General features: G+C 57.6%; 17 protein-coding genes. 8 read left to right on the forward strand and 9 right to left on the reverse strand.

The features are described from left to right. Positions 1–22 precede the first annotated feature (22 nt). Positions 23–1,504, forward strand: a complete 1,482-nt coding sequence (pyk, locus tag MWU38_RS05400) for a pyruvate kinase (protein WP_247270791.1) — start codon at positions 23–25, stop codon at positions 1,502–1,504. Between the two features lie 35 nt (positions 1,505–1,539). Here pyk and gltX read toward each other — a convergent pair whose 3' ends face one another. Both gltX and MWU38_RS05410 read right to left on the reverse strand, forming a co-directional pair. Then, a complete protein-coding gene (gltX, locus tag MWU38_RS05405) occupies positions 1,540–2,865 on the reverse strand; it encodes a glutamate--tRNA ligase (protein WP_247270792.1) in 1,326 nt (441 codons plus the stop codon). Between the two features lie 56 nt (positions 2,866–2,921). Next, entirely contained in the window at positions 2,922–3,362 is a 441-nt protein-coding gene (locus tag MWU38_RS05410) for a DNA-directed RNA polymerase subunit beta' (RefSeq protein ID WP_247270793.1), read from the reverse strand. A 130-nt stretch (positions 3,363–3,492) separates the two neighbouring features. Between MWU38_RS05410 and MWU38_RS05415 the strand changes: the two genes are divergently transcribed. Continuing rightward, on the forward strand, positions 3,493–4,404 hold the full coding sequence (locus MWU38_RS05415; RefSeq protein WP_247270794.1) for a hypothetical protein: 912 nt from the start codon (positions 3,493–3,495) through the stop codon (positions 4,402–4,404). Between the two features lie 6 nt (positions 4,405–4,410). Here MWU38_RS05415 and MWU38_RS05420 read toward each other — a convergent pair whose 3' ends face one another. The 4 genes from MWU38_RS05420 to MWU38_RS05435 form a co-directional block, all read right to left on the reverse strand. Beyond that, positions 4,411–5,136: a hypothetical protein gene (locus MWU38_RS05420; protein ID WP_247270795.1), complete on the reverse strand. Its 726-nt coding sequence runs from the start codon at positions 5,134–5,136 to the stop codon at positions 4,411–4,413. Between the two features lie 126 nt (positions 5,137–5,262). Continuing rightward, positions 5,263–9,561 carry a DNA-directed RNA polymerase subunit beta' gene (gene rpoC / locus MWU38_RS05425; protein ID WP_247270796.1) on the reverse strand — a complete coding sequence of 1,433 codons (4,299 nt, stop codon included), beginning with the start codon at positions 9,559–9,561 and terminating at the stop codon, positions 5,263–5,265. 69 nt (positions 9,562–9,630) lie between these two features. Next, entirely contained in the window at positions 9,631–13,821 is a 4,191-nt protein-coding gene (gene rpoB / locus MWU38_RS05430; protein WP_247270797.1) for a DNA-directed RNA polymerase subunit beta, read from the reverse strand. A gap of 330 nt (positions 13,822–14,151) precedes the next feature. Then, on the reverse strand, positions 14,152–15,144 hold the full coding sequence (locus tag MWU38_RS05435) for a zinc-dependent alcohol dehydrogenase family protein (RefSeq protein WP_247270798.1): 993 nt from the start codon (positions 15,142–15,144) through the stop codon (positions 14,152–14,154). 123 nt (positions 15,145–15,267) lie between these two features. Here MWU38_RS05435 and MWU38_RS05440 point away from each other — a divergent pair, with 123 nt between their 5' ends. The 4 genes from MWU38_RS05440 to rplL all read left to right on the forward strand — a co-directional run bounded on the left by MWU38_RS05440 (position 15,268) and on the right by rplL (position 17,354). Beyond that, complete coding sequence (locus MWU38_RS05440) at positions 15,268–15,621, forward strand: helix-turn-helix domain-containing protein (RefSeq protein WP_247270799.1); 354 nt, start codon at positions 15,268–15,270, stop codon at positions 15,619–15,621. Positions 15,622–15,818: 197 nt separating this feature from the next. Beyond that, the gene (locus MWU38_RS05445) at positions 15,819–16,103 is read left to right on the forward strand and encodes a hypothetical protein (RefSeq protein ID WP_247270800.1); all 285 of its coding nucleotides are present in this window, start codon (positions 15,819–15,821) and stop codon (positions 16,101–16,103) included. 291 nt (positions 16,104–16,394) lie between these two features. Then, complete coding sequence (gene rplJ, locus MWU38_RS05450; protein ID WP_247270801.1) at positions 16,395–16,910, forward strand: 50S ribosomal protein L10; 516 nt, start codon at positions 16,395–16,397, stop codon at positions 16,908–16,910. Between the two features lie 69 nt (positions 16,911–16,979). Then, the gene (rplL, locus tag MWU38_RS05455; protein ID WP_247270802.1) at positions 16,980–17,354 is read left to right on the forward strand and encodes a 50S ribosomal protein L7/L12; all 375 of its coding nucleotides are present in this window, start codon (positions 16,980–16,982) and stop codon (positions 17,352–17,354) included. An 85-nt stretch (positions 17,355–17,439) separates the two neighbouring features. Here the strand turns inward: rplL and MWU38_RS05460 are convergent, their stop codons facing one another. Together MWU38_RS05460 and MWU38_RS05465 are read right to left on the reverse strand one after the other, a co-directional pair. Next, positions 17,440–18,801 carry a serpin family protein gene (locus MWU38_RS05460; RefSeq protein WP_247270803.1) on the reverse strand — a complete coding sequence of 454 codons (1,362 nt, stop codon included), beginning with the start codon at positions 18,799–18,801 and terminating at the stop codon, positions 17,440–17,442. Positions 18,802–18,888: 87 nt separating this feature from the next. Next, positions 18,889–20,139, reverse strand: a complete 1,251-nt coding sequence (locus tag MWU38_RS05465) for a hypothetical protein (RefSeq protein WP_247270804.1) — start codon at positions 20,137–20,139, stop codon at positions 18,889–18,891. Between the two features lie 214 nt (positions 20,140–20,353). Here MWU38_RS05465 and MWU38_RS05470 point away from each other — a divergent pair, with 214 nt between their 5' ends. Then, complete coding sequence (locus MWU38_RS05470) at positions 20,354–21,757, forward strand: MATE family efflux transporter (protein WP_247271248.1); 1,404 nt, start codon at positions 20,354–20,356, stop codon at positions 21,755–21,757. A gap of 8 nt (positions 21,758–21,765) precedes the next feature. On the opposite strand, the gene MWU38_RS05475 is transcribed toward MWU38_RS05470, so the two are convergent. Continuing rightward, entirely contained in the window at positions 21,766–22,599 is an 834-nt protein-coding gene (locus tag MWU38_RS05475) for a mechanosensitive ion channel domain-containing protein (protein ID WP_247270805.1), read from the reverse strand. 254 nt (positions 22,600–22,853) lie between these two features. Here MWU38_RS05475 and MWU38_RS05480 point away from each other — a divergent pair, with 254 nt between their 5' ends. Further along, on the forward strand, positions 22,854–23,141 hold the full coding sequence (locus MWU38_RS05480) for a co-chaperone GroES (RefSeq protein WP_247270806.1): 288 nt from the start codon (positions 22,854–22,856) through the stop codon (positions 23,139–23,141). Positions 23,142–23,176: the final 35 nt, after the last annotated feature.

The following is a 23,176-nucleotide window of genomic DNA, read 5'->3' on the forward strand; positions in this document are numbered from 1 at the left end:
GCTTTGGGGTCTCAAGAGAATCATGACGAAAAAAGATAACTCACGGATCAACCCGCGCGGACGCAAGGTCAAGATCCTGGCTACCATCGGCCCCGCCAGCCGCTCGCCGGAGATGCTGCGCAAGCTCTTTAGGGCCGGCGCGGATGCCTTCCGCGTCAACATGAGCCACGGCTCCCACGAAGATCACGCCGAGGCGATCAATTCGATCCGCGCCATGGAGAGGGAATTTGCCCGTCCCATCACCATTCTCGCCGACCTTCAGGGGCCAAAACTGCGCGTTGGTGAATTTGCTGAAGGCAGCGCGGTCATCCGCCATTCGGGCCATTTCACATTGGACCGCGATCCAACGCCAGGCGACGAAACCCGCGTATGCCTTCCCCACCCGGAACTTTTCGGGATAATGAAGCGCGGCCAACGCCTCCTGATCAATGACGGCAAGATCAAGCTGGTGGTGAAAGAGGCGGACGAAAACCGCATCCTCTGTTCAGCCGAAGTCGGCGGTGTGATCTCCGATCGCAAGGGCGTTAACGTGCCCGATGCCGAAGTGCCCATCCCCGCGCTCACCGACAAGGACCGCAAGGATCTGGCTTTCGCGGTCCAACAAGGGGCCGACTGGATCGCGCTTTCCTTCGTTCAGCGCGCAGAAGACCTGGCCGAGGCGCGCAAGCTCATGGCGAGCCACGGCGGCGCGAACACGGCGCTTTGCGCCAAGGTTGAAAAGCCCATGGCGGTTAATCGCTTGTCCGAGATTATCGAAATGGCCGACGGGATCATGGTCGCGCGCGGAGATCTGGGCGTGGAGCTTGAACCGTTTGAAGTGCCGCCGCTCCAGAAAAAGATCGTCAACGCGACGAGGCGCGCGGGCAAGCCGGTGATTGTAGCGACGCAAATGCTCGAAAGCATGATCGAAAGCCCAACGCCCACGCGTGCGGAAGTCTCTGACGTCGCCAATGCGGTCTATGACGGCGCGGATGCCGTGATGCTGTCTGCCGAAAGCGCGGCAGGCGATTGGCCCGAAGAATCGGTATCCATGATGCATTCCATCGCGCGCCAGATCGAAGCGGATGACGACTACAAGCGCCGCGTGCGGATGCTCGAAACAGAGCCCGATGCAACAACGTCAGATGCGCTTGCTCACTCCTGCATGACCATCGCCGACACCGTCCCGATCACCGCTATCACGGTCTTTACGATGAGCGGATCGACCGCGCGCCGTGTCAGCCGCGAGCGGCCAGCCACCCCCATTCTCGTCCTCACCCCCAGCACACGAACCGCGCGCCGCGTCGGCTTGTTGTGGGGCGCACACGCGGTCGTGACCAAGGACATCGGTAGCTTCGAAGAGATGATCGCCAAAGGCAAACGCATGGCCCTTCGCCATGGTTTTGGCAAAGCAGGATCGAAGCAGATTGCACTGGCAGGCGTGCCGTTCGGAACGCCAGGTTCGACGAACCTGCTGCACGTGGTGACGCTGGCCGGCGACGAGTTGGAGAAGCACGGGGGCTGAGCGCCGAATTACGTTAAGCGCTTGATTTTTCCTGCTTATCCCACCGCCTTAAGTAACCGCGACCGCGCCTCAGCTTCACCGATCAGTGGCAACAATTCGCCCATGTCCGGGCCGTGGTTCATGCCGGTGAGTGCTTGGCGTAGCGGGAGGAAAAGCTGTTTGCCCTTGCGGCCCGTGGCCTCTTTCAATTCGCTGGTGAGCGCGCCCCACGGGTCTTCACCCCAGACCAAAGTTTCGCAAGCCAGTTTGAGGTAGGCCTTGTCCTCGTCCGAGAACTCGGGCTGTTCAATCGGGCCTGTGACAAGCCGCCACCATTCGGCGACTTCGCCAACAGTCGAGATATTGGGCTGGACCGCGTGCCAGCCAGCTTTGTCCATGCCGTCTGGCAGGCGATCCTTCACCACATCGAACGACATCTGGTGCACGATCGCGGTGTTGATCCGTTCGAGCTCCGCATCGTCGAATTTCGCAGGTGCGCGGCCAAAAGTGCCAAGATCGAAGGTCTCGAGCAGCTTTGCGCGGTCAGCAATCGGCTCAACCGGAAGCGACGTACCAAGGCGCGACAGCAGCGCGATGATGGCCTCAGGCTCAACACCCTTTTCGCGGAACGCATCGCAACCAAGCGAGCCGAGGCGCTTGGAAAGCTTGCCCTCTTTCCCAACTAGAAGCGCCTCGTGCGCGAAGGCGGGGGGCTCTGCTCCCATCGCGGTGAACATCTGGATTTGCACTGCAGTGTTCGACACGTGATCCTCACCGCGAAGGACCTGCGTCACACCCATATCGACGTCGTCGACGGTGCTTGGCAGCATATAAAGCCAAGAGCCATCAGCCCGGCGGATCACGGGGTCTGACAGAAGCTTTGCATCAAATTTTGTAGGGCCGCGCACGCCATCAACCCATTCCAGCGCCTCGTCATGATCGAGCTTGAAACGCCAATGCGGCTTGATGCCTTCCGCTTCCTTCGCTGCGCGTTGCTCATCCGTGAGGTCCAATGCGCCGCGGTCGTAAATTGGTGGCAAGCCACGCCCGAGAAGCACCTTGCGCTTCAACTCCAGCTCTTGCTGTGTTTCATAGGCAGGGTAGATCCGGCCTGCCTCACGCAGTTTTTCGAACGCGGCCTGATAGGCATCTAGGCGCGTCGATTGTCGCTCTTCACGCGTCCAATCGAGGCCAAGCCATTTGAGGTCCGCGCGGATTGCATCGACATATTCTTCGCGGCTGCGCTCTGCATCGGTGTCGTCGATACGCAGGATGAAGTCGCCGCCAGAGTTCTGGGCGAGCATCCAGTTGTGGAGCGCGGTGCGGATATTGCCGACATGCAGGCGGCCGGTGGGCGAAGGTGCGAAACGTGTTGTTACCATGGGCGCATCCGGTAAAGGCCAACGCGCGCGGCTGCAAGCAGGTTCAGCACGATGGCTCAGCAAGCGGTCAGTTCGGCCTCGACCAGTTCCAGCACGCCGGCCCACAGACGATCCATTCGATCGGGCCGGATAAAACCTTCGCCCGCGTGATCAAATTGAGCGCGATCACGGTTGCAGGCCCCCTCGATCATGGAGGCTATAGTAGCCTCGTCATGGGTCGTTCGGCAGCAGCAAAAGCGTGAGACGTGGATGTTCTCCGGCCAAACTGCTGACACGATCTGACTTAGCGCGAGCGCTTTTGCTGCCACGTGAACGCTGCTCAACCTTGCGGCAAGCTCGGGCACGGGATCACGCCTGGCCCGCTGGTGGATTGCGATCAATCGCAGTGAATGAAGGAAACGCGCTGCGATTGGGTTCAACGACTGGACAAGGGTCGGCTCTGCCAGCCTGGCAATGGTGGATATGGTCGAAAGGTTCGGCGTATGGTTTCGGGGCATGTGGCTCTCTTTGACTCGGCATCAGTGACGAAGCTAACATGCATTTATTGCGAATGCCTCGCAAGAGCAAAGTTTGCAGTTGGGGCGTCATGATGTCGGGGGTACACCTGCGGTTGAACGGGAGAGATCAATGACCAATCTTCATCGCGCATTCGCCTTATTGGCCGCCATGGGGCTCGCCGGCGCGCCGAGCGCAAACGCAACTACGTTTACTAAGGTGGATTTTGTGTGCCCCATAGGCGGTGAGGAATTCGAGGCCGATGTCGTGGTGAGCAATAGCACCTGGGGCCAACGGCCGGACGGCAAGCCCTATAGTCACTTGCCTGTCTATCCCGTGACGGAATGCCCCGAAAACGGCCTTCTCATGTTCGACGAAGACTTCACCGCTCAAGAATTGGAAACACTAGAAGCAGCGATTGCCACCCCCGACTATCTGGCAATGCGCGTAACCGAAACGCAGCATTACCGCGTCTGGTGGCTCAAAAGCCAAATAGATCGCGACGAGATTTCTCAACTCAGTTCTCTCCTGCAAGCCAGTTGGGAGACCGACGACAACTATGACCGGAAGGTCAGATATCAGTCCCAGTTTGCCAATCTTGCGCTGAGGGCCAAGCGCACTGAGGAGAACGCAAGCCTGTGGTTTCATTACAATCTACGGGCCGTAAACGTCCTACGCGAACTTGGATATTTTGAGGAAGGATTGCGCCGCCTCGACTTCTTGATGAAGTCTGAATTTCTACCGGAAACGGAGCGGGAAAGAGCCAGCGCAAAGTCATTCGCTGACGAACTCAAGGCCTTGCTTCAGCAGAATAATCCTTTCTTTGAGCCTGCGAATCTGGTTCCAGAAGAAGTGGCCATGTTTCGCTGTGCCGCCCCCAAATCCCCTCTCACACAGGCTGAAGCAAGCGCCTGCGCAAGCGATACTATCAGTGAAGCTATCGCCGATTTTACGCACAAGACGCAAGACGGGCGAAAGCTCAAAGGCGAAGAAGCCGTTCAGGCCGCTGACCGCGAGTGGCGATCAGAGCAGCACGCACATTGATCTTGCCTACTTTGGTGTGATCTCAAATTCGTGCTGAATGTATAGAAACACCTCGGTCTCGCTCGATTGCTGAAAGTAGAGATCGCCGTGAAGACCGGTGATTGAAACGCCGTAGTCGCTGCCGAATGCCTTCGCATAGCTGGTCGCTTCCTGCGCAATTTGGCGCACGACATCGCCGCGGTATTGTTCAGGGTCGTCTATGGCGAGCCCGGTGTTGCCGACGTCGATAAAGGAACGCCCGGTTGCGGGGATGGCTTTGACGAACGCCTTGATACGCTCGGCTGTTTTGCTGACCATGGGATCGCTGCCCCGCAGGGCGATGCGTGCATAGATTTGCACGCGGTTGGTGTCGGGACGATTGCCACCAGCGAGTGGCAACTCGCGCATATTTTCAAGCGTTACGGGCTCTAGGCCATAGCGCCCTGCGACAATGTCGATCCCTTGCGCATCGGCCAGCCGCAGCGTTTCACCAAGCATCGTAAACAACTCTTCGCGGCGTTCGTCGAGATTGCGCGAATCCGAACTTACGAAGAGCGGGGTCACGAAATAGTCCGCGCGGCGTGTGACGCCTATAGCAGAAGGCCCGCTACCATTGCCGCTTGGCCCAAGATAGGCATTGAGTGCAGAACGATCCTGACGCGAGCCTGTGACGACAACCGTGTCTTGTGCTGTAAGCGGCATGATGGGCACGGCTGCGGCAATGGTGGCGGCGAGTAGGATGATTTTCTTCATGGATAGTCCCCCCAATTTTGGATTGGCAAGGCTATGCTGCCAAAACAGACTGTAAACTGAACGGCCTACAAAAAAGGCCCCGCAGGATTGCTCCTCCGGGGCCTCTTTCATGTCTTGGGCGATTGCTTATTCTTCGCCAGCGTCCGCTTCAGCGGCTGGAGCAGCGTTGCCACCACCCATCGCCGCTTTCATGGCGTCTTCGGAAGACACCGGATCTGCTGCCGGTTCTTCTTCCTTGGCGCCCGCTGCTGCCAGTTTATCTTGCTGCTTTTTCCAAGCGGCTTTGAGAGCGGCATCGCGGCTCGAGGCGGTCACACGCATGCGGTTCATGCCTGCACCCGTCCCTGCTGGAATCAGACGCCCCACGATCACGTTCTCTTTAAGACCGATCAGCGTGTCCTTCTTACCTTCAACCGAAGCCTGGGTCAGAACACGAGTAGTCTCCTGGAACGAAGCGGCCGAGATGAAGCTGCGGGTTTGCAAGCTTGCCTTGGTGATACCAAGCAGGATCGGAACACCTTCAGCAGGCGTCTTGTTCTTACCAAGCTTGGCGTTCACTTCGAGCATTTCGGCAAGGTCGACTTGCTCGCCAGGCAGAAGCGTCGTGTCACCGCCATTGGTGATCTCAACTTTCTGCAGCATCTGGCGGACGATCACCTCGATGTGCTTGTCGTTGATCTTCACGCCTTGCAGACGATACACTTCCTGAATCTCGTTGACGAGATACTCGGAGAGTGCCTCAACGCCCATCACTTCGAGGATGTCGTGCGGGTTCGGCGCGCCGGAAATCAGGGTATCACCCTTCTTCACGAAGTCGCCTTCCTGCACGTCGATCACCTTGGTCTTGGGGATCAGGTACTCAACTGGATCGCCTTCCTCCGGAACAATCGCGATCTTACGCTTCGCCTTGTATTCGCGAACGAATTCGATTTTGCCCGAAATCTTGGCGATAACCGACATGTCCTTTGGCAGACGCGCTTCGAACAGTTCGGCCACACGCGGCAGACCACCGGTGATGTCGCGGGTCTTCGCCGACTCGCGCGATGCACGGGCGAGAATGTCACCTGCTGCAACCTGCTGACCGTCTTCAACCGAAAGCGTGGTGCCCGGTGCCAGCATGTAGCGCTGTGCATCGGCTTCGTCGTCGGATTGACCTTCACCTTGAAGGATCATGCGCGGACGAAGTTCCTCCTTTTTCTTGCGGCCTGTGGCGCGGTTTTCGGTAACCACGCGCTGCGCGATACCTGTTGCGTCATCGGTCTGCTCTTCGAGTGTCGTACCCTCGACCAGATCCTGATACTTCACCACACCCGATTGCTCGGTGATGATCGGCAAGGTGAACGGGTCCCACTCTGCGAGACGTTCGCCTGCCTTGACCTTCGCGCCGTGCTCGAAGTGCAGCACGGTACCGTAAGGCACCTTGTGCATTTCACGCTCACGACCCTCGGCATCGATAACCGCAATTTCGCCATTACGAGCAAGCGAAAGGATACGGCCCTTCTTGTCGGTGATCGTCGGCATGTCACGAAGCTCGACTTTACCGTCGGAGGTCGCTTCGAGGTGCGAAGTTTCGTTGAGCTGTGCCGCACCGCCAATGTGGAAGGTCCGCATGGTCAGCTGCGTGCCAGGCTCACCGATCGACTGTGCCGCGATAACGCCGACAGCTTCACCGATGTTTACAGGCGTACCGCGTGCAAGGTCACGGCCATAGCAAGTTCCGCAAACACCCTGATCGCTTTCGCAAAGCAGTGGCGAACGGATGCGTGCAGACTGAACTTCAGCCGCTTCGATTTCCTTCACCATAGGTTCGTCGACCATCGTGCCAGCCGGAACGATCACTTCGCCGGTTGCGGCATTGGTGATGTCTTCGGCTACGGTACGACCAAGGATACGCTCACCAAGTGATGCGATCACGCTACCACCTTGAACGATGGCGCGCATTTCCATGGCGTTCGATGTCTTACAGTCCTGCTCCACGATGGTGCAGTCTTGTGAAACGTCGACGAGGCGGCGGGTGAGATAACCCGAGTTCGCCGTTTTAAGCGCCGTATCCGCGAGACCCTTACGAGCGCCGTGGGTTGAGTTGAAGTACTCGAGAACCGACAGACCTTCTTTAAAGTTCGAGATAATCGGGTTCTCGATGATCTCGCCAGAAGGCTTGGCCATAAGGCCGCGCATACCGGCAAGCTGCTTCATCTGCGCTGGCGAACCACGCGCGCCCGAGTGGCTCATCATGTAGATCGAGTTGATCTCTTTTTCGCGGCCATCTTCGTCGATGGGCTGAGCCTTAATCTCGGCCATCATCGCGTCGGCCACCAGATCACCACATTTGGACCAGGCGTCGATCACCTTGTTGTACTTCTCTTGCTGGGTGATGAGACCGTCCTGATACTGCTGCTCGTAGTCAGCAACCAGAGACTTGGTCTCTTCGACCATGCCTTCCTTCGCATCAGGAATGATCATGTCATCCTTACCAAAGGAGATGCCTGCCTTGAATGCGTGGCGGAAGCCAAGCACCATGATGGCGTCGGCAAAGAGCACCGTGTCTTTTTGGCCAGTGTGACGATAGACCTCGTCGATCACATCGCCGATGTCCTTCTTGGTCAAAAGGCGGTTGACGATGTCGTACGGAACCTTGTGGTTCTTCGGCATACATTCACCGATCAGCATCCGGCCGGGCGTTGTTTCGAAACGCTTCATGACGATCTTGCCGTCTTCATCCGCTTGCGGAACGCGCGCCAGGATCTTCGTGTGAAGCGTCACAGCCTTGGTTTCCAATGCCTGATGCACTTCGGCCATATCGGCAAAACGCGGCAGCACTTCGACCTTGGTACCATCTTCATTCTCGCGGAACTCGGGGGTCTTTTCCTGACGTTCCATCGAGAGGTAATAGATGCCCAAGACCATGTCCTGTGACGGAACGATGATTGGCTTGCCGTTAGCAGGCGAGAGGATGTTGTTCGTCGACATCATCAAAACGCGCGCTTCGAGCTGAGCTTCGAGGCTGAGCGGTACGTGGACCGCCATCTGGTCGCCGTCAAAGTCAGCGTTAAACGCCGAACACACCAGCGGGTGAAGCTGGATCGCTTTACCTTCGATGAGGACGGGCTCGAACGCCTGGATGCCAAGACGGTGAAGCGTTGGTGCACGGTTCAGGAGAACCGGGTGCTCACGGATCACTTCGTCGAGGATATCCCAGACTTCCTTGCGCTCTTTCTCGACCCACTTCTTGGCTTGCTTGAGGGTCATGGAGAGACCCTTGGCATCCAGACGTGCGTAGATGAACGGCTTGAACAGCTCGAGCGCCATCTTCTTTGGAAGACCGCACTGGTGAAGCTTGAGTTCAGGACCGGTCACGATGACCGAACGGCCTGAATAGTCGACGCGCTTACCAAGAAGGTTCTGACGGAAGCGACCTTGCTTACCTTTGAGCATGTCGGACAGCGACTTCAGCGGACGCTTGTTCGCACCGGTGATGACGCGGCCACGGCGGCCATTGTCGAACAGGGCATCGACGGCTTCCTGAAGCATACGCTTCTCGTTGCGGACGATGATGTCTGGCGCACGAAGCTCGATCAGACGCTTCAGACGGTTGTTCCGGTTGATGACGCGGCGATAGAGATCGTTGAGATCAGACGTCGCAAAACGACCACCATCCAGTGGCACGAGCGGGCGAAGCTCTGGCGGGATCACAGGGATCACTTCGAGGATCATCCACTCGGGGCGGTTGCCCGATTCAATGAAGCTCTCAACAACCTTGAGGCGCTTGATGATCTTCTTGGGCTTGAGCGTCGACTTGGTGGTCGCAAGCTCTTCGAGAAGGTCTTCGCGCTCCTGCTCGAGGTCGAGGTCCATAAGCATGACCTTGACCGCTTCTGCGCCGATATCGGCAGAGAAAGCGTCTTCGCCATATTCGTCTTGCGCTTCAAGCAACTCATCTTCGGTGAGCAGCTGGAATTTCTCAAGCGGGGTAAGGCCCGGCTCGATCACAACATAGCTCTCGAAGTAGAGGATGCGCTCAAGCTGCTTCAATTGAATGTCGAGCAGAAGGCCGATGCGCGATGGCAGCGATTTCAGATACCAGATGTGCGCAACAGGAGCAGCAAGCTCGATGTGCCCCATACGCTCACGGCGCACTTTGGTGACGGTGACTTCAACGCCGCACTTCTCACAGACGACGCCTTTGTACTTCATGCGCTTGTACTTGCCGCAAAGGCATTCGTAGTCCTTTACCGGGCCAAAGATACGCGCACAGAACAGGCCGTCACGCTCTGGCTTGAACGTGCGGTAGTTGATCGTTTCCGGCTTCTTGATCTCGCCGAAAGACCACGAACGGATGCGCTCTGGCGAGGCAATGCCGATCTGGATCTGGTCAAAGGTTTCCGGCTTCGCGAGCTGGTTGGTGAATTTTGTCAGTTCATTCATGACTGTGTTTCCCTTTTGGGATGAAAACTTGTTTGCGAAACGTGGGAGGGGCGCGAACGCCCGCTCCCGTTATTCCGCTGCAATCGCGCCGAAATCGTCGCCGTCCTCATCCTCGTCACCGAGCGATGTGAGTTCGACGTTCATGCCCAGCGAGCGCATTTCCTTGACGAGAACGTTGAAGCTCTCTGGAATACCTGCCTCGAAGGTGTCGTCGCCTTTGACGATGGCTTCGTAGACCTTGGTCCGACCCACAACATCATCCGATTTGACGGTGAGCATTTCCTGAAGCGTGTAGGCCGCGCCGTATGCTTGCAGAGCCCAGACCTCCATCTCACCGAAGCGCTGACCACCAAACTGCGCTTTACCACCAAGCGGCTGCTGGGTGACGAGCGAGTATGGCCCGATGGACCGTGCGTGGATCTTGTCGTCGACCAAGTGGTGCAGTTTGAGCATGTAGATAATGCCCACGGTCACCTTACGGTCGAACGCCTCGCCGGTGCGGCCATCGTACAAGGTCGACTGGCCTGAGCTATCGACGCCCGCTTTGACCAGATAATCGGTCACGTCCGGTTCGCGCGCACCATCAAAGACCGGCGTACCCATCGGGACACCTGCCTTCAGATTGGTTGCAAGCTCAACGATGCTTGCAGTCGAGCGGCTTTCGAGGTCTTCGAAATACTGCTCGCCGTAAACGTCTTTCAAACGATCAACGACAGCCTCTGGAGGCTTCACATCGGCATAGTCTTCGGCAGCGTTCGGATTGGCCGCTTTCCACTCTTCGAGCTTCTCGGCGATATCCATGCCAAGGCCGCGTGCTGCAAAACCAAGGTGCGTTTCAAAGATTTGCCCGACGTTCATACGCGAAGGCACACCCAGCGGGTTCAGCACGAGGTCAACCGGCGTACCGTCTTCAAGGAACGGCATGTCTTCGGCAGGAAGGATGCGCGAAATCACACCCTTGTTACCGTGACGACCCGCCATCTTGTCGCCCGGTTGCAGCTTGCGCTTCACCGCGACGAAGACCTTGACCATCTTAAGAACGCCCGGTGCAAGCTCATCACCGCGCTCCAGCTTCTCTTTACGATCTTCGAACTTGTCGTCGATCATCTTGGCCGCTTCGTCATATTGCGACTTGATCGCCTCGATCTGCGTTTGACGCGCATCGTCGGCAACCGCGAACTGGAACCATTCGTGGCGCTCAATATCTTCAAGCACTTGCTCGGAGATATCGATGCCCTTCTTTACGCCTTTCGGGCCTGCTGCGACCACTTGGCCGATCAGCATGTCGCGAAGACGATTGTAGGTTGCACGATTGAGAATGGCACGTTCGTCCGCTGCGTCCTTGCGAAGACGTTCGATCTCTTCGTTCTGGATCGCACGGGTACGATCGTCGATTTCGATGCCGTGACGGTTGAATACACGAACCTCGACAACGGTCCCGGCCACACCCGGTGGCAGACGCAGCGAGGTATCACGAACATCGGAAGCCTTCTCACCAAAGATCGCGCGAAGGAGTTTTTCCTCCGGCGTCATCGGGCTTTCACCCTTTGGCGTGATCTTGCCAACGAGAATGTCACCAGGGTGCACTTCTGCGCCGATGTAGACAATGCCTGCCTCATCGAGGTTACGCAGAGCTTCCTCACCGACGTTTGGAATGTCGCGGGTGATGTCTTCCGGGCCAAGCTTCGTGTCGCGGGCCATCACTTCGAACTCATCAATGTGGATCGAGGTGAAGACGTCGTCTTTCACGATACGCTCTGAAATGAGGATCGAGTCCTCATAGTTGTAGCCATTCCAGGGCATGAACGCGACGAGGCTGTTCTTGCCCAGCGCCAACTCACCAAGATCGGTCGAAGGACCATCAGCGATGATATCGCCGGGCTCAATCGTCTCACCCACCTTCACCAGCGGACGCTGGTTGATGCAAGTGTTCTGGTTCGAACGCTGGAACTTTTGCAGCGTGTAGATGTCGACGCCCGACTGGCCAGGTTCAACATCACCGATTGCGCGGATCACGATACGCGTTGCATCCACCTGGTCGACGATACCGCCGCGCTTGGCCGCAATCGCTGCGCCCGAATCGCGCGCCACGGTTTCTTCCATGCCGGTGCCGACCCAGGGGGCTTCCGCTTTTACAAGCGGCACAGCCTGACGTTGCATGTTCGAACCCATGAGTGCGCGGTTCGCGTCATCGTTCTCAAGGAACGGGATGAGCGAGGCCGCAACCGACACAAGCTGCTTTGGCGAGACGTCCATCAGAGTAATCTGATCGTTTGGCGCCATCAGGTTGTCACCCGATTGACGTGCAGAGATCAGCTCTTCGACGAAAGTGCCGTCATCGTTGAGTTCGGCAGATGCCTGCGCAACGGTGTGCTTCTGCTCTTCCATCGCGGACAGATAGATCACATCGCCGGACACCTTGTTGTCTTTGACCTGACGGTAAGGCGTTTCGATGAAGCCGTATTTGTTGACCCGGCTGAACGATGCCAGCGAGTTGATCAGACCAATGTTCGGGCCTTCCGGCGTTTCAATCGGACAGATACGACCATAGTGGGTCGGGTGAACGTCGCGGACTTCAAAGCCAGCGCGCTCACGCGTCAAGCCGCCCGGGCCAAGCGCCGAAACACGGCGTTTGTGGGTGACTTCGGACAGCGGGTTGGTTTGGTCCATGAACTGCGAAAGTTGCGATGAACCAAAGAACTCACGCACAGCCGCCACAGCGGGCTTAGCGTTGATAAGGTCGTTCGGCATCACAGTCGATACATCGACCGATGACATACGCTCCTTAACAGCGCGCTCCATGCGGAGGAGGCCGACGCGGTACTGGTTCTCGAGAAGCTCACCAACCGAACGAACACGGCGGTTGCCAAGGTTATCGATGTCGTCGACTTCGCCCTTGCCGTCTTTCAGATCGACAAGTTCCTTGACCACGGCAAGGATGTCTTCCTTGCGCAGCGTCGTCACGGTGTCCTCGGCATCAAGGTCGAGACGCATGTTCAGCTTCACACGGCCAACTGCGGAGAGGTCATAACGCTCACCATCGAAGAACAGGCCTTCGAACAGAGCTTCTGCGGTTTCCTTGGTGGGCGGCTCGCCCGGACGCATGACCTTGTAGATCGCCTCGAGACCCTCATCACGGTTCTCGGCCTTGTCGACCTTCAGCGTATTGCGGATCCAGGGACCGGTGTTGATCTCATCAATGTCGAGAAGCTCGATCGCGTCGAAGCCTGCTTCATCGAGCGCCTCGACGTGTTCAAGCGTCACTTCGTCACCAGCTTCGATATAGATCGAGCCGGTCTGCTCATTGATCATGTCGTAAGCGGCATAGCGGCCAACGACTTCCTCGGTCGGAAGAAGCAGCGTTTCAAGACCATCCTTGGCCGCCTTGTTGGCAGCGCGCGGAGAAATCTTCTGGTTCGCAGGGAAAATCTCTTCACCGGTCTTCGCGTCCACCAGCGGGAAAGCAGGCTTTGAACCGCGCCAGTTTTCGGCGATGAATGGAATGGTCCAGCCGTCCTTCGCGCGTTCCCATTTCATCATGTCGTAGAAATGGTGAAGGATGCCTTCGCTATCGAGGCCAAGTGCATAAAGCAGCGCAGTCACCGGAAGCTTGCGCTTACGGTCGATACGCACGTTGACGATATCCTTGGCGTCAAACTCAAAGTCGAGCCATGAGCCGCGATAAGGAATGACGCGCGCTGCAAACAGGAGCTTGCCAGACGAGTGCGTCTTGCCGCGGTCGTGGTCGAAGAGGACGCCCGGCGAACGGTGCATTTGCGAAACGATCACACGCTCGGTGCCGTTCACGATAAAGGTGCCGTTCTCGGTCATGAGCGGCATGTCGCCCATGTAAACGTCCTGCTCTTTGATATCGAGAACCGAACGGGTTTCGGTTTCCTGATCGACTTCGAAAACGATCAGGCGAAGCGTTACCTTCATGGGAGCGGCATAAGTGATCCCGCGCTGACGGCACTCGGTGGTGTCGTATTTCGGCTCTTCGAGTTCGTAGTGAACAAAGTCGAGCTCTGCGGTGCCCGCGAAGTCGCGAATCGGGAAGACGCTGCGCAGGGTCTTTTCAAGGCCCGAAACGTACCCCGTATCTTTGTCCGAGCGCAGGAAGAATTCATAGCTCTCCCGCTGCACTTCGATCAGGTTGGGCATGTCGACGACTTCGTGGATGTCGCCAAAAATCTTACGGATGCGCCGCTTTGCGGTACCCTTTGCCTCGCGGCTGCGGGTTGCTTTCGCTTTGGTTGCCATGGAGGAGATTTGCCTCTTTCTGCATTGTTTTCGAAGGGAATCTTCCGAAAACGAAATTGGTTTCAGTCATCACGCGAGACTGGGCCATATCCGAGACGCAAATAAGCCGCACTCCAACGTCGGCCCCGTGCGGGTCCAAAATGGATGCAGCTAACAAACTCGCGAATATGGCAAAGCACCGCTTCTATTCTTGGTCCCATCCGTCGCGCATGAACGAGACCGGCTCGAAGTCGGTGTGTGACAGGCTATTTAAGGGCACTTTTGGATTTGTAAAGGGGGCTGACCTCGCGCCAACCAAGGCCGCGCCCCCCGGCCACATCATCGACAAACTTAAATGTCGATCACAACTTTGCCCGTAGCACGGCCATCGCTAAGTTTTGCGTAAGCTTGCGCCACAGTTTCGAGAGAGAATCTCTCGTCATCGACAAGCGGCTTTACACCCCCTGCATCGATGACCCCGGCAAGTTCTGCGAGCAACCTGCCATGAACTTCCCGGCCCAGATCATGCAGCATTGGGATGAGCATAAAGACCACGTGCAATGAGAGGCCCTTGAAGTGAGCAGCAGAAAGATCAAGCTCAAGCCTTGAGATGGTCGTTGCAAGGTTCGCGTTGAGCGCCGCTGCTTCAAATGAGGCGAGCAGATTTTCGCCGCCTACAGAATCAAACACAGCATCAAAGCCAGCGCCGTCTGTGTGTTCAGCCACATAATCGTCGACCGATTGGTTGCGGTAATTGATCGCAGTGGCGCCATAGCCAGAGACGATCGCAGCATCATCGGGGTTCGACACAGTTGCGTAAACCTGAGCGCCCAGGTGCTTTGCCCATTGGACCGCGACATGGCCGACCCCGCCGGCACCGCCTTGGACAAGGACCTTTTGCCCAGCGCCAATCTGGGCGCGCTGCAACCCTTCGAGCGCGGTGATCGCGACGAGGGGAAGCGCCGCTGCCTCTCGCATAGAGAGCCGCTTTGGTTTGTGAGCAAGCAACTTTGCGTCTGCTGCCATATACTGCGCCAAGGCTCCCTGAAGGTCCGCAAGCCCTCCTGCGCAGCCATAAACCTCATCACCGGGGGCAAAGCCGGTGACGCCCTCACCCACCTCTTCAACCCTTCCCGCAAGATCCATTCCCAGGATTGCGGGCGCTTGCGGTGACAAGGGTAATTGTTCCGGCCCCATTGACCGGATCATCGTGTCGACGGTGTTGACACTGGTTGCAGCGACATGAACGAGCACTTGGCCCGGCCCCGCTATCGGCTTCTCGACATCTTTGACTTCAAACGGCGCATTTTCGCCATAGCTATTGATAACCGCTGCTTTCATCATGAAATCCTCTTGCTCTCGGGTGCGAAACGACCGCTAATCCGGGTCGATCCCCTGTGATTGACGGCAAGATAGCTTGCGATTACCTTGCGGCAAGTACGCACTATTTTTGCATATAGGCACCAAATGGATACTGCACCGAATGTTGAAACGCGCTTCGAGCGCTATGACTGCAGCCAAGGTTGCCCGGTAGAAGCATGCCTTGAACAGATTTCGGGCAAGTGGAAGGGGCTCATCGTCTATCATCTCATTGACGAGACGCTGCGATTTAACGAGCTTGCAAGGAATATTGGCGGGATCACTCAGCGCAGTCTGACCAAACAATTGCGCGAGTTGGAAGCCGACGGGATCGTGAACCGCAAGGTCTATCCTGTTGTGCCGCCCAAGGTCGAATACAGCCTGACCGCAAAAGGCGAAGCGCTCCGGCCTGTGATCATGGCGCTGGGAGACTGGGGCTCGATCTATCCGCGCAAAGGGTAAACGAGCGCGTCTGACCCCACGCCTTTGATTTTCGCGGTCCGGCGGTGTCCTCGCATATTGCAAGGCGGCCTTTCAGATTCCCGGCGGCCTGCTTCGATCAAGGCGCGTTCTGATCGAAAACTTGAACCATAAAGACGAAGGTTGACTGATCGCTCTCGCCATTTCATCACATGCGCCTCAAAATGAGGGACAAACTTATGAAGAAATTTGCATTCGCGATGGTCGCACCGTCACTTCTCCTTGCTGCCTGCGACGGGCCTGCTGAAGAAATGGGCGAAGAGGTCGATGATGTAACCGAAGCGCAAGCTGAAGTGATCGACGAAGAAGCCGAGCTCACCGAAGCTCAGGCTGATCTTGCCGAAGAGGCCGCAGATGTAGCCGAAGAGCAAGGCGACGAAGCGGGCGCAGCTGGCATGCAAGCCAAAGCAGAAGAGCTCGAAGCACAAGCCGAAGCGATGGAAGACAAAGCCGACGGCATGTAATCATAAGAGTTGACTCAAACGTCAAATCGCCTAAAGGCCCGTCACTGATCGGCGGGCCTTTTTGGTTTTGCCGCTCATCCGTCCGAGACAGTTGGTGAGAGGAATTTGCCTCTCTTAATTTCCAGCCTAGACGGGGAAAAGAGTTTACGCGGGCATCGACCCGCTTGCGAGCTTGGCTCGCCCCTCCTTCCCCATTGATGGACTTTAGCTCGTGTCGATGAACGGCATGAGTTGATTTGAGCCGGTCGCGCGGGCCTTAAACCCACGTGGCCATAGTGAAGGAGCAAATGCATGGATCGTTCGCAAAAAGCCGATGCGGTCGCTGAGCTGACGCAAGTCTTCAACGAAGTTGGCGTGGTGGTTGTCACCCGCAACCTCGGCCTGACGGTGGATCAATCCACCGATCTGCGCGGGAAGATGCGTGAAGTTGGTGCGACTTATAAGGTTGCGAAGAACCGTCTTGCAAAGCTCGCCCTGAAAGACACCGATTACACGGGCCTTGAGGAATTCCTCTCCGGTCCAACGGCGCTCGCATGGTCAGAAGACCCTGTGGCCGCTGCCAAGGCTGCGGTCGACTTTGCCAAGTCGAACGACAAGCTGGAAATCGTCGGTGGCTCGATGGGCAGTCAGGTGCTCGACGAAGCCGGGATCAAGGCACTTGCCTCGATGCCAAGCCTCGACGAGCTTCGTGGCACGATTGTTGGTCTGGTCAATGCGCCTGCGACGAAGATCGCTCAGGTTGCAACCGCCCCTGCCAACAAGCTGGCCCGTGTCTTTGGCGCATACGCCGCCTCAGAAGCCGCTTAAGACGTCTCTCGCGAATACGAAACATCATTGGGACGCAATCAAGTCCCGAACTTTATTGGAGTTAACATCATGGCTGATATCGCCAAGCTTGTTGAAGAACTTTCGAAGCTGACCGTCCTTGAGGCAGCTGAACTTGCCAAAGCACTCGAAGAAGAGTGGGGCGTTTCTGCAGCTGCTGCTGTTGCTGTTGCTGGCCCTGCTGCTGGCGGCGACGCACCTGCTGCTGAAGAAAAAGACGAATTCGACGTCATCCTCACCGGCGACGGTGGCAAGAAGATCCAGGTCATCAAAGAAGTCCGCGCCATCACTGGTCTGGGCCTCACCGAAGCCAAAGGTCTCGTCGAAGGCGCACCGAAGCCTCTCAAAGAGGGCGTCAACAAGGCAGAAGCCGAAGAAATCAAAGGCAAGATCGAAGCAGCTGGCGGCACCGTCGAGCTCAAGTAAGCCTTGCGCAAAGTTTTGTGAGTGTCTTGAAGCGCTCGCAATCAGGGGGCGGTGTCAGCAATGGCGCCGCCCTTTTTGTTTTGGCCTAAAGCTTTGGAGGACAGGGCGGAGCGACACCCTCTGGCGACCCCAAGGACGGTTGCGGCCCCTCACCTTCCTCCTGCCGCGGGTCCATCATGCGTCCCATGAACAGTATTGCGCCGGTGCGATTATCGCGCAGCAGAAACATGAACGGGTGATCGGCTCGAAACTCAAACGGTGGCGGCGGTGGAGGGCCTATCCTTCCTGATGAGATGACAACCGCGCCAATCACGGCCGCCGTCGCCGCAGCCGCTTCCGAACCCTTCTCATCCACGTCGATATTGGCCTGATGGATGATATTGGTGATCTTGACCCCGCACCAGTCGGGCAGCTGCGCTTGCGGGAATGTCGCCAGACGGTTGAAATTGGCGTTCTTCGAAAACGCCAGCGGCGCGCCCATGCCCTCAACCACCGATTTCAGATCCGCGTTCCAGTCCATGCTCATTTTGGGCAAGGTCAGGACCGTATTGAATGGCTCCGCTTCATCCAGCGCTTCGAGCCAGCGCTCCAGCCGTGATGCGCTGAGCCTGCTCTCAAGCCTAGCCAGCCCGTCGGGCTTATCAGGAAGGATCGCGACCATGCTCACTTCGCCGCCCTTGTAAGGCAGCTCCACAAGTTTGACCGAACCGCGCTTGATCCCGCGAAGATCTTCGAAGGCATTCATCAAATCGGTCGTGATCTCGGTTCCATCAGCAAGGAAAAACGGTTCTTCTTGGGTGTCACCGGCCGGAAACGGATAAAGCCAATCCGCCTTCCAGTAGATCGCGTTCACAAGCACCGACGCGGTGAGGGTATCTAGGACATTTTCAGGTATCAGCTCTTCGATGCGGTCATTCGTCTGACCTGCAACCCAGCTGTTGATCTCCTGCCGCGCGCCTTCGGGATCGTTACCAAAGTCCGCGCTGTTGAATGCGCCCGATGCCTCGCGCGCCAGATCGGCTCTGAACCCCGGCACCAGGGTAAAGTCATCGCGCACCCAGAAGGCATTCGCACTGCGAAGTTCGCGCCCCTCTCCCGATATCTGCATCGTGCGGTCAAGAGCGCCGGCCCCTTTAAGATAAGCTTCCGGACCGCCTGGAAAATGCATGACTTGGCGGAGCTGCTCTGCAGTTTGTCCGTCAGTGCCGCGATAGGCGTAGCCCATGGCGAGCGAGATGCTGGCAGGCGAGAAGAAGAGGTTTTCACCCGGCTTTGCGACCTCGCGATAAAGGTCGAGCGCAAAGGCGTTGGAGCCCCGCGCGACCTGTTCGATGCTCACTTGGCTGTCGCTCTGGAGAGAATTGACACCTTCAGGCGAGGCGCAACCGGCAAGCACGAATGCGCCAAGCAATAGCCCCGTCACTGCCCGCTTGTTCCGCCCTCGCATACCTTCCCCTCTCATTTGTGCCTTGTGACTTTATCATTCAAAACAAGGCGATGAGAGAAAGCATAGGCTTTCAAAAACAACGGGAGATTAACGCGGGATCTGCTCGATAGCAGTCAGGTCCTGACCAATCGGCGCGACCGAAATCTGGTCGACTTGCACTTTCTTCGCGTTGGGCGCGTCCTGATAGTCGATACCGAACTCAACCTCGTCATAGGCAGGGTTGTAATTGATCGGAATGCCAGCCGCTTGGAGCTCAGCCAACGGTACGAAGCTATCAATCGAACGGCCGCCCAGGATCGCATCATATTCCGCCTTGCTGAACTGCTCGCGCATGACGTCGGCGACCGAGCGCAGGCGGATCGCTATAGTCCCCTGACCTTGCTGAAAATCGACACTGCCGGTCAGAACACCGTTTACGCGCGCATCCATTTTTGTCTTTGGTATCAGGAGGGTTTCAGCGGCCGCTGCTCCGCGAAGCTGTGGCGGGGGCGCAGCCACCGGAATGGCGCCTTGAACATTGCGCACGTTGGGCTGAGCCGGGGCCGGACTGCGCGCGATTGGCAGGGCATTGCGCACCGCGTTCGAGGCATCAAGCGCGCCTGCAAAAGCGGCTTCGACCGAACGGCTCGAAATCGCATCGGTGCGCGCGGCGCTGGAACTTGCATTCAAAGTCGACCCTTGCTCGCCTGCGTTTTCCGGGGTGGCTTTGATCACGAGATCCATGTCTGTGATCTGCTCGATATCGACGCTTGCGGTGCGGATCGTGTCCCTTCTCACCGTGAAGAGCGGCGCAGGCCCCTCGGCGCGGCCTAGCGACGGGGGCGCGACCAATCCGGTGGGCATTTCAATGCCCGCAAAGGCAAGATCAAACTGTTCAGAGCCGGTTTCGAGGATCGCGATTGGCAACTCGCGCTCGAAGTCGCTCAACCGAGTGCGGCTGGTGAAAGGCTCCGCCAGGTCTTTTGCCGAGATCGCATCTGCATAAATTGGCCCTGCGGGCTCTTGTGCCGGGGCCCAGATGTCGGTCGCAAGCAAATGCCGGGTGGTTTGCGCCACAGGCTCCAATGGTGGTTCAGCCTCGCCGAAATAGGGGCCACCAAAGCTCCCGACCATTGCACCAAGCGAGAGATTGGGAACCGCGACTGCCACAGCGACCGCAGCGGTTCCAAATGTCATGCGCGAGGTGTTGGAAAGCCGGGCGCGGGCGGGTCGCGCAATCTGGCGAGCGGCGAAGGCGGCGCTTTGCTGCGCAGTGGCCGGTGAAGTCATGAGGCGCGCAGGCACAGGCCAGCTGAAGCTGTCCTCGTGCGCAAGGTTCGCACCTTCATTTTCAGGCATGCGGCTCACCCCCGAGCTCCCTCAATCTTGCCGATCGCGTCCATTATGGAGCGTTTTACATTTGAGATAAAGACATTTGTGTCGCCGCACTCGGCGGTGCGGCAATACAACACACGCGCGGTTGCTTGGCCGGCGGCGTCGAAATTCGCTTTGCCAATGCTCTTCTGGCTCTTATCCGGACCGGCTCGCTATTGGGCGGGCGGAGTTGGCGAAGATGCAAGAGCGACCGCGAAATCCAGCGCCCCGGGCGACCCCCACATGGGGAGAAGAGCTGCGCGCCACATTCGCGCTCGCCGCGCCGCTTGCCGGTGCGAACCTGCTCCAGATGCTGACCTATGCGGTCGATGTGATCTTCATCGCAAGGCTTGGAGATGAGCCGCTGGCTGCCTCGGCACTCGCGGTATCTTTGTTCGGGCTGGTGCTGTGGGCGATGACCTCGCTTATCGGGGCGGTTGCAGCGCTTATTGCGGAAGCGGTTGGTTCGGGCGGTCCAACCCTTCGACCCGTTCGCCGATCGGTGCGCATGGCGCTCTGGCTCGCGGTCATGACGGGCCTTGTCGGGATGGGGCTTTGCCTGATGCTCGAACCGATCATGCGCGCCACCGGTCAGCAAACCGGCATCATTTCCATGGCACGCGACTACAATTACATCATTATCTTTTCTCTCATCCCGATGCTCGCGGCAGGGGCCCTGCGTTATTTCGTATCTGCCCTTGGCAGGCCCATCCTTGCAACCGCGATCACCGGCCTTGGTATTTTTGTGAATGCGTTTGCCAATTACACGCTGATCTTCGGTAATTTTGGCGCGCCGCAGCTGGGACTGATGGGTGCAGGCATTGCGACAATCGTCACCTCACTGGTGGTGCTTGGTGCCTATATTCTTGCGATCAGGCTCGATCCAAAGCTTCATCGCTATCATGTGTTCGGCAGATTGTGGTCGCCCGATTGGGATCGCTTCTGGCAGATAGTCAGGGTTGGAACCCCAATTGGCCTCACCGTTACCGCCGAGGCCGGCATTTTCGGCGCGGCCGCGTTCCTGATGGGGCGGTTTGGCGCGAGCGAACTGGCCGGTCATACGGTCGCTCTGCAATTGGCAGCGCTCGCCTTTCAGGTGCCCTTTGGCATTGGCCAGGCGGTCACCATCCGCGTTGGCTATTTTTATGGCGCGCGAGACCCGTTGGGCGTCATGCGCGCAGGGTGGGTGGCGCTTGCGATCTCAACCGGATTTATGGCCTGCACCGCCAGCGCGATGGTGATCGCGCCTTACACCCTGCTTTCGATTTACGTGGATCCCTATGCCGCGAAGAACGCGGCGCTCGTCGGATTTGCACTGCAATATCTCGTGATGGCTGCCGCATTCCAATTGGTGGACGGTGTTCAAGCCGTCGCAGCGGGTGCATTGCGCGGGCTCCAGGATACGCGCGTGCCAATGTGGATCGCGATTTTCAGCTACTGGGTGCCGGGTATAGGGCTTTCCATCGGGCTTGGCTTTTTCACCCCTCTTCAAGGCGTGGGTGTTTGGATCGGACTTGCAACAGGGCTGGCTTGCGCTGCGGTTTTCCTTTTGTGGCGCTGGATGGCGCGCGAGCGCTTGGGACTTGTCAGAAAACCGCTTTAAACACTCTCTTAAGCGGCCATCGTCGTCACTACCCGTTGCGGGAACGGGATGCTGATGCCCTTCTCGTCGAACTTCGCTTTCGCTGCTTCGGTAAGGTCCCATGTGAGCGCGAGATAATCGTCTGTGTTGCACCACACGCGAAGGCCGATACCAACCGAACTGTCGTCAAGCGATGCGACGAAAGCAGCCGGTTCCGGATCGTCCAGAACGCGCTCATCAGCAGCAGCCAGATCAAGCAGGGCCTGGCGCGCCTCTTTCATTGAGTCGTCATAGCCAATCCCCACGATCAGCTCGAAACGGCGCTGCGGATTGCGCGTGTAATTGGTGATCGGCTGGTTCCAGATTTCATTGTTCGGCATCATCACGAACAGCCCGTCGAACTGCTTGAGCTTGGTTGTAAACAGGCCGATCTCTTCAACCTTGGCAGCGATACCTCCGACCATAATCGCCTCGCCCACGCGGAAAGGGCGCTGTGTCATGATCATGACGCCTGATGCGACGTTGGAAAGGGTTCCCTGAAGCGCCAGACCTATAGCAAGCGCTGCACCACCAAGGGCTGCAATAATGCTGGTCGTCTCGACCCCGAATTGCGCCAGGACTGTCAAAAGGACAATCGCCCAGATCGCGTATTTGACCGTCTTCGCGATGATCCGCGCGACTGAGATGTCCAGCTTGGATGAGTGGGTCAGGCCCTTGAGCACCCAGCGTGATATCAGGCTGCCGATGGTAAGACCAATCACCAGAACAGCGATCCCGCCAGCAATGTCCATGATGTTCATGCGCAGCCAGATGAGGCCCTGCTCAGCATAGGTTAGGGTGGCGATTTCAGGGTTGATGTTCATAGAGAAGTCTCATTTGGAAGGCTGTTGCGCACAGGCGTTTGATCACTCGCACATTTGGTGCTCGTTGGCTTAAGCCTATCTACAATTCAAGCACCGCAACGGTTCCATCCGGGATGCACAATTCATCGATGTAATTTTTTCTCACAGGACCTGTTGACTCTTGCTGAGGCGACAACCATTTCCGCTCGCGCTGGCACTCTCGGGAGGAGAGTGCCAATGACGTTTATCAACCCAAGACAAGAAAGGTCATTACAATGGCATTTCGTCCACTTCACGACCGCGTTCTGGTCCGTCGCATCGAAGCCGACACGAAGACCGCAGGCGGCATCATTATCCCAGACAGCGCGCAGGAAAAGCCATCCGAAGGCGAAGTCGTCTCCGTTGGCGAAGGCGTGCGCGATGACGCAGGCAACCGCGTCGCTCTCGACGTAAAGGCAGGCGACCGCGTTCTGTTCGGCAAATGGGGCGGCACCGAAGTCAAGATCGACGGTGAAGACCTCCTCATCATGAAGGAAAGCGACATCATGGGCATCATCGGCTGAACCCAAAGGGTTTAGTCGAAGCTCGTTTTACGCTT

The organism is Qipengyuania sp. S6317L1, assembly GCF_023015615.1.
GTDB lineage: Bacteria > Pseudomonadota > Alphaproteobacteria > Sphingomonadales > Sphingomonadaceae > Erythrobacter.

Coding starts and splice junctions, on each gene's coding strand:
- pyk (WP_247270791.1), top strand. CDS start 23: ATGACGAAAAAAGATAACTCACGGATCAACCCGCGCGGACGCAAGGTC.
- gltX (WP_247270792.1), bottom strand. CDS start 2,865: ATGGTAACAACACGTTTCGCACCTTCGCCCACCGGCCGCCTGCATGTC.
- MWU38_RS05410 (WP_247270793.1), bottom strand. CDS start 3,362: ATGCCCCGAAACCATACGCCGAACCTTTCGACCATATCCACCATTGCC.
- MWU38_RS05415 (WP_247270794.1), top strand. CDS start 3,493: ATGACCAATCTTCATCGCGCATTCGCCTTATTGGCCGCCATGGGGCTC.
- MWU38_RS05420 (WP_247270795.1), bottom strand. CDS start 5,136: ATGAAGAAAATCATCCTACTCGCCGCCACCATTGCCGCAGCCGTGCCC.
- rpoC (WP_247270796.1), bottom strand. CDS start 9,561: ATGAATGAACTGACAAAATTCACCAACCAGCTCGCGAAGCCGGAAACC.
- rpoB (WP_247270797.1), bottom strand. CDS start 13,821: ATGGCAACCAAAGCGAAAGCAACCCGCAGCCGCGAGGCAAAGGGTACC.
- MWU38_RS05435 (WP_247270798.1), bottom strand. CDS start 15,144: ATGATGAAAGCAGCGGTTATCAATAGCTATGGCGAAAATGCGCCGTTT.
- MWU38_RS05440 (WP_247270799.1), top strand. CDS start 15,268: ATGGATACTGCACCGAATGTTGAAACGCGCTTCGAGCGCTATGACTGC.
- MWU38_RS05445 (WP_247270800.1), top strand. CDS start 15,819: ATGAAGAAATTTGCATTCGCGATGGTCGCACCGTCACTTCTCCTTGCT.
- rplJ (WP_247270801.1), top strand. CDS start 16,395: ATGGATCGTTCGCAAAAAGCCGATGCGGTCGCTGAGCTGACGCAAGTC.
- rplL (WP_247270802.1), top strand. CDS start 16,980: ATGGCTGATATCGCCAAGCTTGTTGAAGAACTTTCGAAGCTGACCGTC.
- MWU38_RS05460 (WP_247270803.1), bottom strand. CDS start 18,801: ATGCGAGGGCGGAACAAGCGGGCAGTGACGGGGCTATTGCTTGGCGCA.
- MWU38_RS05465 (WP_247270804.1), bottom strand. CDS start 20,139: ATGCCTGAAAATGAAGGTGCGAACCTTGCGCACGAGGACAGCTTCAGC.
- MWU38_RS05470 (WP_247271248.1), top strand. CDS start 20,354: ATGCAAGAGCGACCGCGAAATCCAGCGCCCCGGGCGACCCCCACATGG.
- MWU38_RS05475 (WP_247270805.1), bottom strand. CDS start 22,599: ATGAACATCAACCCTGAAATCGCCACCCTAACCTATGCTGAGCAGGGC.
- MWU38_RS05480 (WP_247270806.1), top strand. CDS start 22,854: ATGGCATTTCGTCCACTTCACGACCGCGTTCTGGTCCGTCGCATCGAA.